This is a genomic window from Nonomuraea guangzhouensis, from assembly GCF_019396345.1.
Taxonomy (GTDB): domain Bacteria; phylum Actinomycetota; class Actinomycetes; order Streptosporangiales; family Streptosporangiaceae; genus Nonomuraea; species Nonomuraea guangzhouensis.
Genome location: NZ_JAHKRM010000009.1, coordinates 272339 through 288496, shown reverse-complemented (window position 1 = coordinate 288496; position 16158 = coordinate 272339). Strand labels below are relative to the sequence as shown.

General features: G+C 70.9%; 9 protein-coding genes. 1 reads left to right on the top strand and 8 read right to left on the bottom strand.

Going from position 1 to position 16158, the window contains the following annotated elements:
• Nucleotides 1-68: 68 nt before the first annotated feature.
• From KME78_RS20525 to KME78_RS20495, 7 genes are all read right to left on the bottom strand, one after another.
• Complete coding sequence (locus KME78_RS20525; protein ID WP_219530698.1) at nucleotides 69-8471, bottom strand: DNA/RNA non-specific endonuclease; 8403 nt, start codon at nucleotides 8469-8471, stop codon at nucleotides 69-71.
• Between the two features lie 6 nt (nucleotides 8472-8477).
• On the bottom strand, nucleotides 8478-11054 hold the full coding sequence (locus KME78_RS20520) for a DUF8189 domain-containing protein (protein WP_219530697.1): 2577 nt from the start codon (nucleotides 11052-11054) through the stop codon (nucleotides 8478-8480).
• Nucleotides 11055-11224: 170 nt separating this feature from the next.
• Complete coding sequence (locus KME78_RS20515) at nucleotides 11225-11491, bottom strand: hypothetical protein (protein WP_219530696.1); 267 nt, start codon at nucleotides 11489-11491, stop codon at nucleotides 11225-11227.
• A 36-nt stretch (nucleotides 11492-11527) separates the two neighbouring features.
• On the bottom strand, nucleotides 11528-11770 hold the full coding sequence (locus KME78_RS20510; protein ID WP_219530695.1) for a hypothetical protein: 243 nt from the start codon (nucleotides 11768-11770) through the stop codon (nucleotides 11528-11530).
• 127 nt (nucleotides 11771-11897) lie between these two features.
• Nucleotides 11898-12182, bottom strand: coding sequence for a hypothetical protein (locus tag KME78_RS20505; RefSeq protein ID WP_219530694.1), 285 nt, complete (start codon nucleotides 12180-12182; stop codon nucleotides 11898-11900).
• A gap of 61 nt (nucleotides 12183-12243) precedes the next feature.
• A complete protein-coding gene (locus tag KME78_RS20500; RefSeq protein ID WP_246651468.1) occupies nucleotides 12244-13728 on the bottom strand; it encodes an MFS transporter in 1485 nt (494 codons plus the stop codon).
• On the bottom strand, nucleotides 13721-13909 hold the full coding sequence (locus KME78_RS20495) for a hypothetical protein (RefSeq protein ID WP_219530693.1): 189 nt from the start codon (nucleotides 13907-13909) through the stop codon (nucleotides 13721-13723). Before KME78_RS20495 ends, KME78_RS20500 begins: the two co-directional genes overlap by 8 nt.
• 50 nt (nucleotides 13910-13959) lie before the next feature.
• Here KME78_RS20495 and KME78_RS20490 point away from each other — a divergent pair, with 50 nt between their 5' ends.
• On the top strand, nucleotides 13960-14574 hold the full coding sequence (locus KME78_RS20490) for a TetR/AcrR family transcriptional regulator (RefSeq protein ID WP_219530692.1): 615 nt from the start codon (nucleotides 13960-13962) through the stop codon (nucleotides 14572-14574).
• Between the two features lie 132 nt (nucleotides 14575-14706).
• Here the strand turns inward: KME78_RS20490 and rox are convergent, their stop codons facing one another.
• Nucleotides 14707-16131, bottom strand: coding sequence for a rifampin monooxygenase (rox, locus tag KME78_RS20485; RefSeq protein WP_219530865.1), 1425 nt, complete (start codon nucleotides 16129-16131; stop codon nucleotides 14707-14709).
• Nucleotides 16132-16158 lie beyond the last annotated feature (27 nt).

Sequence of the window (16158 nt, the reverse complement as noted above, 5' to 3'; positions counted from 1 at the left end):
CACGGTGGTACCCCGCCCGGAGACCCCGGCGCCCGTCGGTGGGGCCGGGGTCTTGGGGCGTCCGGGGGTCAGCGGGCCATGGGGAACACGCTCTGACCGGGGCTGTTCTGGATGGTGATGTTGAAGTACAGCCCTTTGTTGCCCCGCGCGTACATGTGGATCGCTGAGGCGCGGTTCGAGTGTCCCAGGTACACGGGCCGGACGTCGTAGTACACCTGCTCACCCCTGTCCACCGCGTTCTTGACCTTGTACTCGTAGCTTTTCATGGCCGAGTTGTTCATCTTCTGGTAAATCGTGAACAGGTTGCGCGGGTCCTTGCCGTTGCCGCCGAGCTGGTTACCGATGAGGTGGCCGCGGGAGAAGGTGTTGCCGGGGTTGGTGTACTTGCCGGTGACGGGGTCCTTCGGCCAGCCGGACGGGTGGATGCTCTTCTTCGCGCCGGAGCCGCCCTCCAGGTCGGCCGGGCTGCAGTACTGGGCACGCGCCTCGGTGGTGCGGCCGGCGCTGTCCAGAGGCATGTACTGCTTGTACGCGCGGCAGTCATCGTCGTCGTCATCGGCGGAGCCGGAGGGCCGGGAGCTCGGGTTGGTCCAGGTCGGCGCCGGATATCGGAAGGTCTGGCCGATGTCGATGGGCAGGTTGATGGGCCGGGGTCGGGGAGCGCCGGCCGTGACGGTGGTTCCGGGGGAGGAGGGCGGGGTGCGGCCGGCGGAGAAGTCCGGCAGCGGCAGCGCCTCGGGCGGCGGTGAGACGGCGGCCCTGGACACGGGTGTGACGACCGGGCCCGCGGCGCGTACGGCGTCGTTGTGGATCTTCCGCAGCGTGGCCACCGTGTCGCGGACCACGTCGACCTTGCCGTTGATGGCGCGCGGCGGACGCTTGGCGCCTTCGGAGATGTTGTCGTTCGGACTGGCGTAGCCGGGATCGGTCAGATCCGGGTCGATGCGGAACGGGTTGCGCCTGGCCTGCTCTGATTGGCGGCGCTTGGCCTCCTCGGTGCGGCGGCGGGCCCGTTCGATCGCGGCCCGGCGGGCCCGTTCGGCCAGTTCCTCGGGGGAGGGGCCGGTCGGGGCGCGAACGCCACCACCACCGCCGCCGCCGGAGCCACCGTTGCTGTCGCGGCTGGTGTCGCCCGGGTCGATGGGGACGTATTTCTCGCCCTCCGGAGGCCCGATGTGCGGGCACGGGAAGGGGATGAGGATCGGGCCGGCCCAGCCCCAGCAGATGCAGGGTGCGGCGGCGCCGGGGCTGATCATGTCGATCGGCGCGCCGTGGCCGTAGGTGTAGCGGTTGCCGTTGATCGACTTGGGGGTCGGGTCGGGGTACTGGTCCTCGGGCCGGTCGAAGGTGGCGGTGCCGGGGGCGTACCAGTTGTCGTCCAGCCGGACCTGGCCGGTGGCGGGGTCGGTCCAGTCGCCGTGGAAGCCGGCGTTCGGCATGCTGCCGGTCTCCGCCGTGACCGTGCCGAACGGGTCATAGGTGGCCGAAGCGGCGGGCTTGCCGTCCGGGGTGAGGGCGGCGATGACGTCCTTGCGCCGGTCGGACAGGGCCAGGCGAGCCTCGCCGTCCTGGTCGAAGGAGAGCAGGTCGCCGGCCGGGCTGCGGGTGTAGTGGTCCGAGCCGTCGGACACCGGCTTCTGCTGGGTGCCCGCGTAGCCGAAGCCGGTGCCGTTGCGGGTGGCGGGCCGGTCGAGGCTGTCGTAGGTGAAGGTGGAGGTGCCCGCCGTGGTCTGCCGGTCCAGGGCGTCCGACGTGTACGCCGTCTGCTGCCCGCCCGGCCCGCTGACCTTGGCCAGCGTGCCGCGCGGGGTGTAGGAGTACGTCGAGTCGCCGGCGGTACGCAGCCGGTCGCGTTCGTCGAAGGTCCTGGTGGAGGTGCCGGCGGTGGTCAGGTTGCCGGAGTCGTCCCACCCGTACTTCGTGGTGGAGCCGTCCTTGGTCCACGAGGTGATGCGGCCGGCGTAGTCGTAGGTGTAGGTGTTCTGGGCGGTCCCGGCCGTGTCGGTGCTCTTCTTGCTGGTGGTGCGGTTGCAGTTGTCGTAGGCGTAGGTGTTGGAGACGACGCCGGGCAGGGTGTCGCTGGTCAGCCGGCTCATGTCGTCGTAGCCGAATGAGCGCGCCCGGCCGCCGCCGAAGTCGACCTTCGAGGTCATCCCCGCCGCGTCGTAGCCGAGCGTCTGGGTGGCGGCGGTGATGCCGTCCTTGAGCGTGTCGAGCCGGCCGCCCTTGTAGCCGTAGGTGGTGGTGCCCGCCGCGTCGCTCTGCTGGGTGAGCTGGCCTTCGTCGTTGTAGGCCATGGTGGACTGCCCCGACGGGCCGGTGGCCGTGAGCAGCAGGCCGCGGTCGTCGTAGGTGTAGGCGTCGTCGCCGGCCTTCAGCATGCGGCCGGCTAGGTCGTAGGCGAACGTGCGCTTGCTCGTCGCCGCCTCCGCCCCCGAGCCGCTCTCCTCGACCAGGCGCTGGGCGGCGTCGTACACGCGCGTCCTGGTGACCCCGCCGGGGGCCAGCAGCGAGACCGGATTGCCGCCCTTGTCGTAGGAGGCCGTCCAGGTCCTGTCGGCGGCGGCCGGATGCGCCGCGGTGGCCGGTTCGACGACCGACTCGGGCAGTCCCAGGCTGTTGACCGTGTACAGGGTGGCGTTGCCACGGCCGTCGGTGTAGCGGGTCTGGTAGCCATCCGCGTCGTACCCGAACGTCGTGGTGATCGCCGAGGTGTCGCTGACCTCCTCGACCTGCTTGGTCAGCCGGTCGAGCGCGTCGTAGGCGAACGTCGTGCGATGGCACTCGCGGTCGATGCTGACTGTCGGGTTGCCGGCCGCGTCGAAGACGAACTCGCGTTTGCGCAGCTCCGCGCCCGACGGGCTGAGGTCGGCCAGGCCGGTCATCCGGCCGAACCCGTCGTAGGTCATCTTGCTCGTACGCCCCAGGCCGTCGGTGGTGCGGACCTGGCGGCCCATCGCGTCGTAGCCGTACTCCGTCTTCACGCCCGCCGGGTCGGTGGACCTGACCTGCTGATGCAGGCTGTCGTAGGCATAAGTGCTGGTCAGGCCGCTGGGTGAGGCGATCGACGTGGTGGCGCCCGCATCGTCGTAGGCATAGCGGGTGACCAGGTCGCGGGCGCTCGGCCGGCGCTCGACCTGGGTCGCGGTGACCGGGCGGCGCAGGTCGTCGTACGTCGTCTCCGACCTGGCGCCGGTCGGGTCCGTGACCGACAGGACCTCGCCGGTGCGGGTGTAGGTGTAACGCCACTCGGCCCGCTCGTCATTGGTCGCAGCCGGGCGGTCCTCGACCTGGACGCGGCCGAGCCGGTCGTAGGTGTAGCGGGTGGAGCCGCCGAGCGGGTCGATCAGCTCCACGAGGTTGCCGTCACCGTCGTACCGGTTCTGCATGGTCGGCGTGAGCGGAGTCGTCGATCCCGGCGGGGTGTAGGTCGGCGAGATCTGTTTCACCGCGCGGCCGAGCCGGTCGTACTCGGCGCGGGTGACGTCGCCGCGCGCGTCCTTGACCTCGGTGGTGTCGTCGAAGGCGTTGTAGCCGGTCACCTCCTGCGGCCGGACCGTCGTCGCCGGTCCGCCGCCGGACTCGGCCGCCACGGGCGGGCCCGTCGTCCTGATCGGGCGGCCGATCTCGTCGTAGGCGTACGTGGTGGTGAACGCGGCGGGGTCGGCCCCGGCCAGGTTGCCGCGCGGGTCCGTGGTGGCGATCGTCAGATCCCGCTGGTCATAGGCGTACGACGTGGTCAGCGACGCGGAACCGTCCGTGACCGTCTGCCTGACCGGCCGGCCTGGGCCGTCGTAGGCGAGGTCGACCGTCTCAGCCGTCGCCGGCAGCGCCCAGCCGACGTTGGACGGCTGCCCGGTGCGGGAGATCTGCGTGATGTTGCCCGCCGCGTCGTACCGGAAGACCGTGCGCCTGGCCAAGCCGCCGGGGTCGATCGTCGAGGAGGTCATCCGGCCGGCCGCGTCGAAGCCGTTCTCGGTGACGCTCGCGCCGTTGTCGGCCACCTGTCGCGTGGGGTTGCCGTCACCGTCGTACTCGTAGGAGGTGATCACGTAGTCGCGCTTGGTCCCGTCGGGGCGGGCGACGTTCTTCTGCGTGACGCTCTTGAGCAGCTCGTCCGGGTAATACTCGTACGTCACCGTACGGCCCATCGCGTCCGTCTCGCGGACCAGCCGTCCAGAGAAGTCGTAGGCGTAGGAGTTCAGCACCAGGTACGGGCCCGCCTCCGGGGCGCCCTCGGGATCGCCGTCGAAGTCGCGCAGCCGGATCTCGGCCAGCAGGTTACGGGTGGTGTAGCGGTACTCGTAGCGGTTGTCGTTGCCGTCGATCCTCGCGATCAGGTTGCCGAGCAGATCGTAGTCGTAGCCGCTGTCGTTGCCTTCGGCGTCGGTGACCCGTTCGATCCGGTTGTGGTCGTCGTAGGCGTAGGTGGCCACCCGGGGCGGCGCGTCCGAGGCCAGATCGGTGAGTGTGATCGAGGTGAGGTTGTCGTCGGCGTCGTAGGTCGCCCTGGAGCGCTGCTGCTGCTTGGCGCCGGTGACGGCGTTCGTGCCGGCGGCGCGGGTGATCGTGGTCAGCCGGGACAGGTCGTCGTAGGCGTAGGTGGTCCTCGCGCCCGCCGGGACGCTGTCGGATACGTCGGTCTCCGACGTCAGCCGGCCGAGCCCGTCGTAGGTGTAGCTGGTGACCATGCCGGAGGCGGTGGTGAGCGTGGCGAGGTCGCCGTTGCTGAAATAGGCGTATTTGGTCACCGCGCCGCGCTCGTCGGTGATCGTCAGCGGCAGCCCCGCGGGCATCGCGCCGCCGCCGGGCGCGGGCTCGGTGCCGGTTGTGTAGGCGTACTTGACCAGGCCGCCGTCGGGATGGGTCTCCGTCAGGACGTTGCCCGACGCGGTGTAGGTGTAGGAGGTGCGGAAGCGGTTGTCCGTCGCGCTGGTGGAGCGGCCGTCGCGATACTCCGTGGGCCGGTCGTTGCGCGGGTCGGCCGGGGTCGTCACCGCCGGGTAGGCGGTGTAGGCGGTCTGGCAGTTCTTGTCGGCTCGGCAGGTGGTCCGGGAGGTGATGTTGCCGCGCTTGTCGTAGGCCAGTTTGACCGGCTGGCCGTTCTCGTTGGTGAGGGTGGTCAGGTAGCCGTGGTCGTCGTAGCCGAACGTGCGGATCGCCACGCCGTCCATGTACTGCTCGATGAAGTCCGGCGTGTCGCCCTGGTTACCGGGCAGCGTCGTGCAGAAGGTCGGATCTCCGGGGTCCGGGGTGGTGCACACGTAGGTGGGGGAGGGTGTCGGGCTCGAGCTCGGCGGCTCCTCCGGTTCGCCGGTCGCCTGCCCGGCCGGCAGGCCCAGGCGGACGATCCAGCCGGACAGCGCGTCGTACTCGTAGAAGTACGGGTGCCCGGCCGGGTCGCGCACCTCGACGGCCCTGCGCAGGTCGGCGTCGCCGCCGTACACGACCGGGGCGCCGATCCGCCAGGTGCCTCCGTCGGCGTCGGTGTACTCGCTCACCCGGTCCAGCCCGGCGTCGTAGGCGACCTCCGTGGCCACCTTGCCGCTGGGCAGCGTGGTCCTGGTCAGCGGCCCGGCCGCTGCCAATCCCTCGCGGTAGTGGGCGGCCACCGAGTCCGGGCCGAGCGGGTGCGGGTAGATCGCCACCTCGTCGATGGACCCCGCGTACGACCTGCGCGTCTGCGTACCCCAGCCCGGCCACGAGGCGAGGCTCGTGACGGCGGCGGCGCCGATCTGGTTGTGCGTGAGCGTGAGATGGCTCGGGGTCTGGCCGGTCAGCGTGCCGGCGGCCTTGCCGTCCAGGTACAGGGTCTGCGTGGAGCCCATGGCCGAGAGCACGGCGTGGTGCCAGCGGCCGTCGTTCACCGCCGTCGGGGCGGTGATCGGCTTGATCGTGCCGCCGCTCCAGAACTGGCCGTGCAGCAGCCCGTCCGTGCCCGTGTACAGCAGCGGCACCCCGAGCGTCGGCGTGGAATCGAGGGGTTTGTCCTGGTAGCCGAGCAGCGGGCCGCCCGAGCCGGTCGTGCTGTTCCTGAACCACAGCTCGACCGCCACGTCCCTGGTCTTCTTGACCGTGCCCGGGGGCAGCTTCACGTATGACGTCGTGCCGTTGAACGACGCGGCCGTGTCACCCGTCCCGGCCAGCGCGCCCTGGGCGGCCAGCGTCACGTTGGAGTGGGTTCCGGCGTCCTTGCCCAGGTTGACGGTGATCTCGCTGGAGGCGGTGACGCCGTCGTCCTCGCCCAGCCGGTAGTACGCCTGCGGGACCGAGTCCAGCACCGCGCTGCGGTAGTGCGAGCCGGTCCCGTACTCGTAGGAGGTGCAGACACCGCCCGGCCCGCACGCTTTGGCCAGCAGATCGCCGGTGTAGGCGTACGACCAGGTCGCGGTGTCAGTCGCAGCGTCGGCACGCACGCTCGCCACGTGCGCGCCCGACCAGGTGAAGGCCAGCGCGCGGCCGCCCGGCTGGGCCGTGGCCCTGGACAGCTTGTTGCTCAGGTCGTAGGTGAGGGTGAGGGAGTGGCCGTTCGCGTCAGTGATCTTCGACAGCTTCGTGCTCGCGAACTCGTACACCGTGCCCGCCTTGTCGGCGAGCTTCCAGCGGCCCGAGGAGTCGACGCTCAGCGTGGCCTGCCGTCCGGGCGGCGGCGAGAACGTCCCGTCCGGATTGCGGCCGTAGCGCACCTGCTGCCCGTCGGCGTAGCTGACGACGACGTTGTTCGAGCCGTCCTGGTCGGGCGTGACGCGCATGTCGTACTGCGTGGTCCAGCCCGCGCCGAACGCCGCGTCACGGCGCGGGTCGAGGCTGTTGTAGGTGCGCGTCACGCTCAGGTCCGGGCCCGCCGTGTTCACCGACAGATCCGTCACGCCGGTGGTGTAGTTGCCGACCTGCGGGTCGAACTCCTTGTCCTGGCCGCCCTGCGGCGCGCCCGCCACCCGCGAGGTCAGCTCCGGCTGCGGCACCCAGGTCAGCAGCGTCACCCAGGGCGAGGGGACCTCGGTCGTGCCGTCCTTGACCAGCGCCCGCCACTGGTAGGTCTTGCTCCACGACAGCTTGCCCGCCGTCACCGCCCACGCCTGCGCGGGACCGTACCCCGAGTCGAAGCAGCCCGTCGTGCCGCCGCCGTCGGTCTTCTCGCAGACCTCGAACTTGTACGACAGCGCCGACCCGGCCGGCGCGTCCAGGTCCACCGCGCTCGCCCACAGCTGCGGCGTCAGCGTCGGCGCCTGGTAGCCGTTCGGCGGGTAGACCTCCTGCAGCACCGGCGGAATGTCGATGATCTTCAGGATCAGCCGGATCGGCCGCACCTGGTCGTCGGTGAAGACCGGGCCGCCGGTGTGCACCATCGTGAAGTCGATCGAGTACGTGCCCGGCTTGAGCGCCTTGATCTCGGCGTCCAGCTTGACCTTCGCGTTGCGCGCGACGCTCTGGGTGAGGTTGGCCGAGCGCTGCTGGGTGACCAGCTTGCCTTTGGTGTCGTAGACGCGATAGCCCAGGTAGTAGGCGCCCGGGGTCCACGCCTCCGCGCCGAGGTTGGTGACGGTGATCTTGATCTTGCCGTTCTGCGCCTGCGTGACCGGCGGGTTCGGCACCGCGTTGGTGATCGCGTACGTGGCGTTGTACGGGCTGTGCGTCACGAACAGCCGGGGCGGGTTCTTCGTGTCGTGCCCGGTGAACTTCTTGTCACCCAGGGCGTCGGAGGAGGCGTCGCGCACCGACAGCCCGTAGTTGGGCTGCGTGCCGTTCACCCACCGCTGGACCAGGTCGCGCCCGGCCTTGCCCAGGTCGAACACCACCGGTTTGAACGGGCACTTCGACTTCGTCGCCCCGAACGCGATGTAGCCGTGCGAGAACGACTTGCGCGCCAGCGCCCCGCCCACGCTCGGCCCCGGGTACGACTGCCCTGACCACGCCTGCGTGACCGGATGCACGCTCACCGGGCGCGCCTTGCAGGTGTCGGCCTCGTAGTTGACCATCCACAGGCCGGCGCCGAAGATCCGGTGGTACTTGAGCTTCTCGTCGAGCTGCGAGAACGCCAGGTAGGCCGCCGACCGCTTGCCGATAGTCAGCACCTGGCCGCCGCCCGTCGTGCCGCCCTCGGTGGCCGACATGCTGCCCGACGCGTCGGACTGCTCCACACCCGGCGTGACCGCGAGGACGCGCGGAGCCGACCTGACGCCGGGTCCGGCCGTGAACTCCGTGGTTCGCACGCCCGACCAGCCGGCCTTGCCCTGGGTGACCCGCGCCACGTTCGGCTGCGCGGGCCGCCCGCCGACCTGGATGAGCGGGTACGTGGAGCGGACCGTACGCGGCCTGCTGGTGTTGCCCGCGGCGTTCACCACGTGCTCCAGCCCCGCGGCCGACCCCCATTCCTGCGCCGGCGGGCTCCCGGGTGGGACGGTCAGCACGACCGCCCCACCGGACAGGACCAGGAGCAGCACCAGCAGGCACCTCGACGCCAGCCTCATGATCGGCTACCGCCTCGGGGGAGCGGGCAGGTCGTGACGCTCGAACGCGACCGCGTCGTCCTCCGCCAGGGTCTTGGCGAGCGTGATCGGCACCTGATAGGCGTGGAACAGGTTGTCCAGATCGCGGAAGACGAACACCCAGGTCCGGCCGTTGTCGTTGGTCACCTGGAACGCGGTCGGGTCGGTGGCCGCCGTGACCGGCGCGAACGTCACCTGCTTCCAGTCTCGCCACACCCCCGAGCCCTGCACGGTCTCACCGGTGCTGTAGATGAAGCCGTCCAGGCCCCGCGCGACGATCTCCGTCTTGCCGGTCAGCGGGCTGACCACCGCCGACGGAGCGCCCGCCGAGCTGAAGCCCGGCACCTGCTGCCAGGCGGCGGGGAAGGCGCCGCCGTCGTCCTGCACCTTGGTCAGGATCGTCCCGTCGCCGCCCCGCACGAACAAGCGGCTCTTGCTGCCCGGGTACGTCACGACCGCGGGCGTGGCGGTGGCACCGGGGTCGCTGATGCCGGTGCAGCCGGTGACCGCGCCGCCCGCGTACACCATCGTCCGCAGGACCCCGCTGGTGTCGGTGACGAACACGCGGATCCCGCCGCTGACCGTCGTCACCGCCGGCGTGCCCGCCAGCCCGGCGATCCCGAGGCTGATCCAGGAGGTGTACGGGCCGGTCGCCGCGGTCTGCGGCAACGCCCACAGCACGCCCCCGGTGTCCACCGCGAACGCCACCGGCCTGCCGTCCTCCAGGTGGCCGATCGCCACGCCGGAGCCCATCGCGACGCCACCCGGCTGCCAGTCGCCGAAGACGGCCGGGTCCTTGGTGACCTGCGCCGTGGCCCAGACCGGGCCTGCGGCGTTGTGCGCGGCGAGGGTCAGCCGGCCGTCGCCCTGCTCGCCCAGCGCGGGCTGCCCGCTGTAGGCCTGCAGGCCGCCGACCACGGTCCACTGCACCGAGTCGAAGTTGCCGGGGTCGAGCTGGTGTCCCCACACCAGTTCACGGATGTTGTTGGTGTAGGCGTACTCGATCCTGCCCGCCGTCGCGCTCGGCAGCGGCGAAGCCTGCAGCACGGTCGTCGCCGCGTAGTCCTCGCGCGGCACGGTGCCCGTCACGGGCCTGACCAGCTTCGACAGAGCGACGGCCGTGCCCGAGGCCGGTTGCCCGCTCGGGCCCTCCCCGGCCGCGCCGATCACGGCCTCGGCGTTGCCGTCGCCGTTGACGTCGCCCAGCGCGACGGCCGAGCCGAAGTTGTCGCCGCCCTCGTTGACGTCGCCCGCGTCCACCTGCGTGAGGCGGCGGCCCGTCGTGAGGCTCACCGTCGAGTTCGCCACGCGCGGCGCGCCCCTGAACAGGAACGCCACGCCGGCCCCCGCCGCGCCATAGGGCTTGCCCGGAGCGCCGACGATCAGGTCCGCGTACCCGTCGTGGTCGGCGTCCCCGGTCGCCAGCGCCGCGCCGAACCGGTCACCCGCCGTCAGCGGCTCCGCGCCGGCGTTCTCGTGGATCCAGTACGCCGTGCCCAGCTTGGTCGCCGCCCCAGGGAAGACCACGAGCGCGCCCGCCTTCGCCTCCGCGCCCGGCGCCTCGCCCGGCACGCCCACGGCCAGGTCCGCGTACCCGTCCTTGTCGAAGTTGCCGACGGCCAGGGCCGCGCCGAAGTTGTCGTCGGCCTCGTTCCCGCCGCCGTTGCCCGCTTGCGTCAGCCCGAACCCGGCCGCCTTCCCCGCCGCCGCGCCCGGAATGACGTAAATGCCGCCGCTGCCCGCCGGGTCCGAGCCCGGAGCCTCCGCGGGCGCGCCCACCACCAGGTCGGCGTGCCCGCTGCCGGTGATGTTGCCTGCCGCCAGCGAGGCCCCGAACCGGTCGCCCGCCTCGGTCGAGCCGCCCGCGTCCTCCTGCTTGGCCGTCCACCCGGCCACCACGCCGCTCGCGGAGCCCTTGTAGACGTAGATCGAGCCGCCCTTGGCCGTCTCCTGGTACGGCACCTCCCCGGGCACCCCGATCGCCAGGTCGGCGTAGCCGTCGCCGTTCATGTCCCCGGCCGCCAGGGCCGCGCCGAAGTTGTCCCCGGCCTCGTCACCGCCGCCGCCGGTCGACTGCCCGTACCACTTGCCGCTCGACAGCCCGCCCGAGCCGCCCGCGAACACCGACACCGAGCCCGCGCCGGCCGCCGACCCGACCGCCTCGCCCGGCGCGCTCACGGCCAGGTCCGCGTACCCGTCCTTGTTGAAGTCGCCCACGGCCAGCGCCGCCCCGAACCGGTCGCCTGCCTCGACGCCGCCGCCCCCGTTGGCCTGCGTGAGTCGCGTCCCCGGCGTCACCAGGCCGCCGGCAGACCCCTTGAACACCGTCACGCTGCCGCCGGTCAGCCCGCCCACGGTATCGTTCGGCGCCCCCACCGCCACGTCGGTGTAGCCGTCCTTGTTGAAGTCCCCGCTCGCCGCCGTCGCCCCGAACCTCGCCCCGGCGCTCGCCGGCGCCGGTGCCACGACCCGCTTGGCATACAGGTCGGCGGCCGCGCAGGGGGTGGCGGCGTACGCGATGGCGGGCGTCAGGCCCACCACCGTCCCGGATGCGATCAACGGCAAGACGCATAACCAGCGATACCGGGACACGAGACCCTCCGCGTATAAGACGGAACTAATCTCGGCGAAGGTATCCGGAACCGGACGGTCAGGGCGTCAGCCGCAGGGTGGAAACCGCCTCCACCGATTCACGTACGCGCCGTCAACCAACGCAGTAGGACGCCTCGGTCACGTCACATCGAGCGGCAGGCGCGTTCGATGACCTCCTCCTCGGTCAGCGGCCCCTGAGCATGGTGGCTCAGGCACATCGAGGTCCGGATCTTCCGGAAGGGCACTGCCTCGATGGCGAGGTAGAACTGGCCGGTACGCAATGCCCTGATGTCGGTCAGGTCCCCGCCGCTCTGGCCGCGGGCGAAGCCCCGGGCCGCCTTGATCTGCGTCAGGCTCCCGAGGGAGCCCACGAACTGCGTGGTCGCGTTGCTGGGGATGTGGTTGTGCACGCCGCGCGGCCGCTGGTTGGCGGGGTTGCGTGTGAATCAGGAGAACAGCGCCATCTGGAGCCGGTTGACGAACCCCTGCCGCTGCTCCTCGTTGACGAGGCCGATGAAGCTGATCACGGAGATCCTGGCTCTCTTGCCCTGAGCCGGGGTGAGGAGCGTCGCCGGATCGGCGGGCGGGTCGTTGCCACGGTCTTGCCGGACCCGGCGCCCGCGAAGATCGCCACGTGCCGCCGCAGCGTCGGCCCTGGACACTCCGAGGGCCGAAACCCACGTCGTCACTATGGCGACCGATCCGCCAGCACCTCACCACCCCCGACCGCCTGGATCTTCACGAGGCGTTCGCCGAGCACTGGCCGGCCCGATTCCCCTTATCAATGAAGTCCACAGCTCGGAGGCGGTTTGGCGGCTACTTGTCGGCGAGCTCCCGCACGGCCTGGACGACGCCGTGGATCGGCAGGAGGAACGGCTCGATGAGGATCAGCTCCGTGCCCATCTCGGCGAGGGGCGCGAGCGGGCGGTTATAACCGGCTTCGAACTCCTCGCCCGCGATGCGCAGCGGGTGGCCGAACCCGAGGCCGTCTTCGCTCTGCAGCCGGTGATCGAATCGCCGGTGAACATCACAGTGCTGCCCGGTCGGAGGGTGATCGGCATGTGTGCTCCTTGAAATCGGTTCGGAGAAAGGGAGGTGCACCGGCGAATGGAGTGCTGCTCGGCACTCCGCAGTGCCGTGGGGCCTTCGCCGGTGGGGGGTGTCAGGCGTCCTGGGGGACGGTGTCGTCGATGGGGGCGGCCGCCTGGTCGCCGGCGGCGTACCGGGTGCGGGCGATCCCCCAGCCGACGAGGGCCGCCGCGACGGTGGTGAGGGTGAGGCCCGCGATGGTGACGGCCTGGTGGAACTCGCCGGTCTGCTGCGGGCTCCAGTGGGAGGTGGCGATGTCGCCGGTGAACAGGGTGGCCAGGATGGTGCCGGTGACGGCGATGCCGACGCCGGAGGTGACCTCGGTGGCAGTGTCGACGAGCGCGGTGCCGATGGTGGTCCGGTTCTCGGGCAGGCCGCGGACCACGTTGAACCCGGCGACGACGCCGACCACGCGCATCCCGGCAGCCACCAGGACGAGCGCGATCGCGACCCACAGGTAGCCGAACCGGCCGAGCAGGCCGTAGACGGCGAGGCCGGACACGACCGCCGAGGTGCTGATCCATGCGGCCCGGTCCAGGCCGACGCGCCGCACGAACGGATCGACGAACGCGCTGCCCGCGATGAGGACGACGACCTGCGGCAGCATCCCGATGGCGGCCAGTGCGGGCGTCCAGCCCCAGTCGAGCTGCAACTGCAGCGTCACCAGGTAACCGAGTCCGGCGGTCGCCAGTCCGGCGGCGGCCTTGTAGGCCAGGCCGCTGGAGACCAGGGGGAGGGTGAGGAGCTTCAGGTCGAGCAGCGGATGGCGGGCCAGGCGCTGGCGCAGGACGAAGCAGATCGCCGTCACGGCGGCCGCGGCGGTGGCCGCCCAGGGCGCCCAGGAGCCGGCGCCCTCGTTCACGAACAGCGTCGGCGCGAGCAGCGCGAGCACGATCGTCGCCGTGCCCAGCAGCATCCCGAGGACGTCGAGGGGGTCGCGGTGGAGGCCGGACGGGTCGTCGGCGGCGACGCCGGACCGTACGCCGAGGAACGCGAGCACCGCGATCGGCGCGTTCACCAGCAGCAGGACCTGCCAGGGCGCGATCGCCAGCACCAGGCCGCCCGCCGTCGGGCCGATCGCGAGCCCGACCAGGCCGACGGTCGAGATGAGGGTCAGCGCGCGCACACGCAGGCCGTCCTCGTCGAACAGCCGGAACGCCAGCGCCATCGATCCCGGGGTCGTCATCGCCGCGGCGATCCCCATCGTCGCCCGGACGGCGATCAGTTGCCCGGCGGTGGTGACCACGGCGGTCGCCAGGCTCGCCACGGCGAGCAGGACCAGCCCGATCAGCATGATCCGCCGCCGGCCGAACCGATCGGCGATCGCGCCGAACGCCAGCATCAACCCGCCGAACACGACCGCATAGGCGCCCGTCACCCACTGCAACGCGGTCGTGGAGGCGTGCAGCTCGCGTCCGATCACGGGCAGAGCGACGTTCAGGATCGAGTTGTCCAGCATCTCGAAGAGGAACACCGCCGACAGCCCCGCCAACGCGACCCACGCCTCCCGCAGCGACCGGGGAGTGCGACCTGGCCGGCCCGCGGCCATCTCATTCATGGCGGGCCGCCTTCAGGTCGTGATCCTGGCGGGGACCCTGTTCGGTGCGGCCGGGCACGGGGCGATCCGGCCGCTCACGTGGGCCGGTCACCTCCATCCCCGCACGGGACGCGGTCGCGGTGGCGCGCGGCCCGCTGGGGCCCGCTCCGGCGACAATGATGGGTGTCTGTTCGAAGGACATACGACTAGGTTATGCGACTAAGTTAAGTGACACAAGGAAGTGGAGCCGGAATGCCCAGGACCGGAGCGCGAGGCGGACCGCGGACGCGCGCGAAGATCTCAGAGGTCGCGACCCGGCTGTTCCTCGAACGCGGCTTCGACACGGTCACGGTCACCGAGGTCGCGCGGGAGGCCGGGGTCTCGGCCGTGACGGTCTTCAAGCACTTCCCGCGCAAGGAAGACCTCCTGCTGGACCGCGAGGTCGACGCCGTCGGGCTCCTGCGCTCAGCGGTACGCGACCGCGCCCCGGATGTCGGCGTGCTCCAGTCCCTGCGCGATACGGCGTTCCGTCTCTTCGAGGAGCGGCACGCCCTGTCCGGCCTCAAGGACGACTCCGTCCCCTTCTTCCGGACCGTCGCCGCCTCGCCCGCGCTGGTCGCCCGCACCAGGGAGATCGCCTCCGACCTCCAGCAGACCCTGGCCGGCGAGCTCGAACACGACCCGGCCTTCGACGGCGACGCCCCGCTGCTCGCCGCCTTCTTCATCGCCGGCTACGCCGCCGTACTGGTGGAGACCGCCCGGCTCCTGATCGCCGGAGAACCGGCCGACACCATCGCAGACGACCACCGCGCCCGCCTGGAGCGCCTGTTCGACGCCCTCAGCAGCGGATTCGTGCCCCGGCCGTGAAAACCGCCGCCGCGCTGCGCGCGGTGGCGGGCAAGGCCACCGCGCGCAGCGGACCGCCTCGTTATGCGAACGCGCGGACGCTGCTGGCCGGTCCGATCATCCTCATGGGCCTTTTCGGTTGCTCAGGCGACATCAGTCGGCGGGCTTGCCGAACCAGCGGGAGAGCTGGTCGTCCAGGTCCTGCTGATCGTCGCCGATCCAGGCGACGTGGCCGTCGGGGCGTAGCAGGACGCACGGAACATCCAGTGCCGCAGTGGGATCCGCGAGGTAATCGACCCGGTCTGACCAGCCGCCGAGGGTCAGGCGTTCGGTGCGGTCCAGCAGCAGGCCGCGGCCGCGATGCAGCAGACCGTAGAGGTTGCCCTGTTTCACGTCGATGTCGCGCAGGCGGCGGCCGAGCAGGTCGGGGCCTGCGCCGAAGTCGTAGCGGATGCCGATCGCGGTGATCTTCTCGATCAGGTGGCGGTTCACCTCGTCGAAGTCCATCAGTTCGGTGAGCAGCCTGCGTACGGCCTGCGGGCCCGGTTCGGGGGAGTGCAGTTCCATCTGGGCGCGGGTGTTGTCCAGCACGTCCTCGGCGACCGGATGCCGTTCGGCGTGGTAGGTGTCCAGCAGTGTTTCCGGCGCCCAGCCGCGGATCTGTGCGGCCAGTTTCCAGCCGAGGTTGACCGCGTCCTGAACGCCCAGGTTGAGGCCCTGTCCGCCGGTGGGTGGATGGATATGTGCCGCATCGCCGGCCAGCAGCACCCGCCCGACCCGATAACGTTCGGCCAGCCGGGTGGCATCGCCGAAGCGGGACATCCAGCGCGGGGAGTGGACGCCGAAATCGGTTCCGGCGATGGTGCGCAGCTCTTGCTGGAAATCCTCGAGGGTGGGCGGTTCCGCGCGATCGCTGACTCCCGCCGCGGGGACCACGACGCTGTAGACCCCTTCGCCGAAGGGCCGGAGCCAGAATCGCTGATGGGTCCCGCTGATTTCGGTCACCTTGGCGGCGATCTCCTCCTGCGGCACACCCACTTTCATCTCGCCCATGAGCGTGTCGTTCCGTGAGGGCTCGCCGGGGAAGCCGACGCCGAGCCGTTTGCGTACCGTACTGCGCGCGCCGTCGCAGCCGACGAGGTAGCGCGAACGCAGCTGTTCCCCGTCGGCCAGCTCGACGGTCACACCCTCGTCGTCCTGCTCGAAACCGGCGACCGCGCAACCGCGCCGGACCTGCGCACCAAGTTCGGTCGCATGTTCTTCGAGGAGACGTTCGATGGTCGGCTGCTTGATACCCAGCAGATAGGCGTATGCGGAATCCAGGCCCTTGGGCGCGGGTTTGGGGATGGCGGCGAAGAAACCGGCGGCCGGACGCTGTCTTCCATGCTGGAGCAGGCGATCCAGCAGTCCGCGCATCGCCATCAGCTCGAGACTGCGAATATGCAGACCGACTATGCGGACGAACGACGTGGGCTCGGTCTCCTTCTCCAGAACGAGTACCCGCACATCGTGCAGCCGCAGTTCGGCGGCCAGCATCGCACCGGTCGGTCCGCACCCGGCAATGATCACATCGAAGATGAGGGGCTCGACACTGTCGTTCGACGG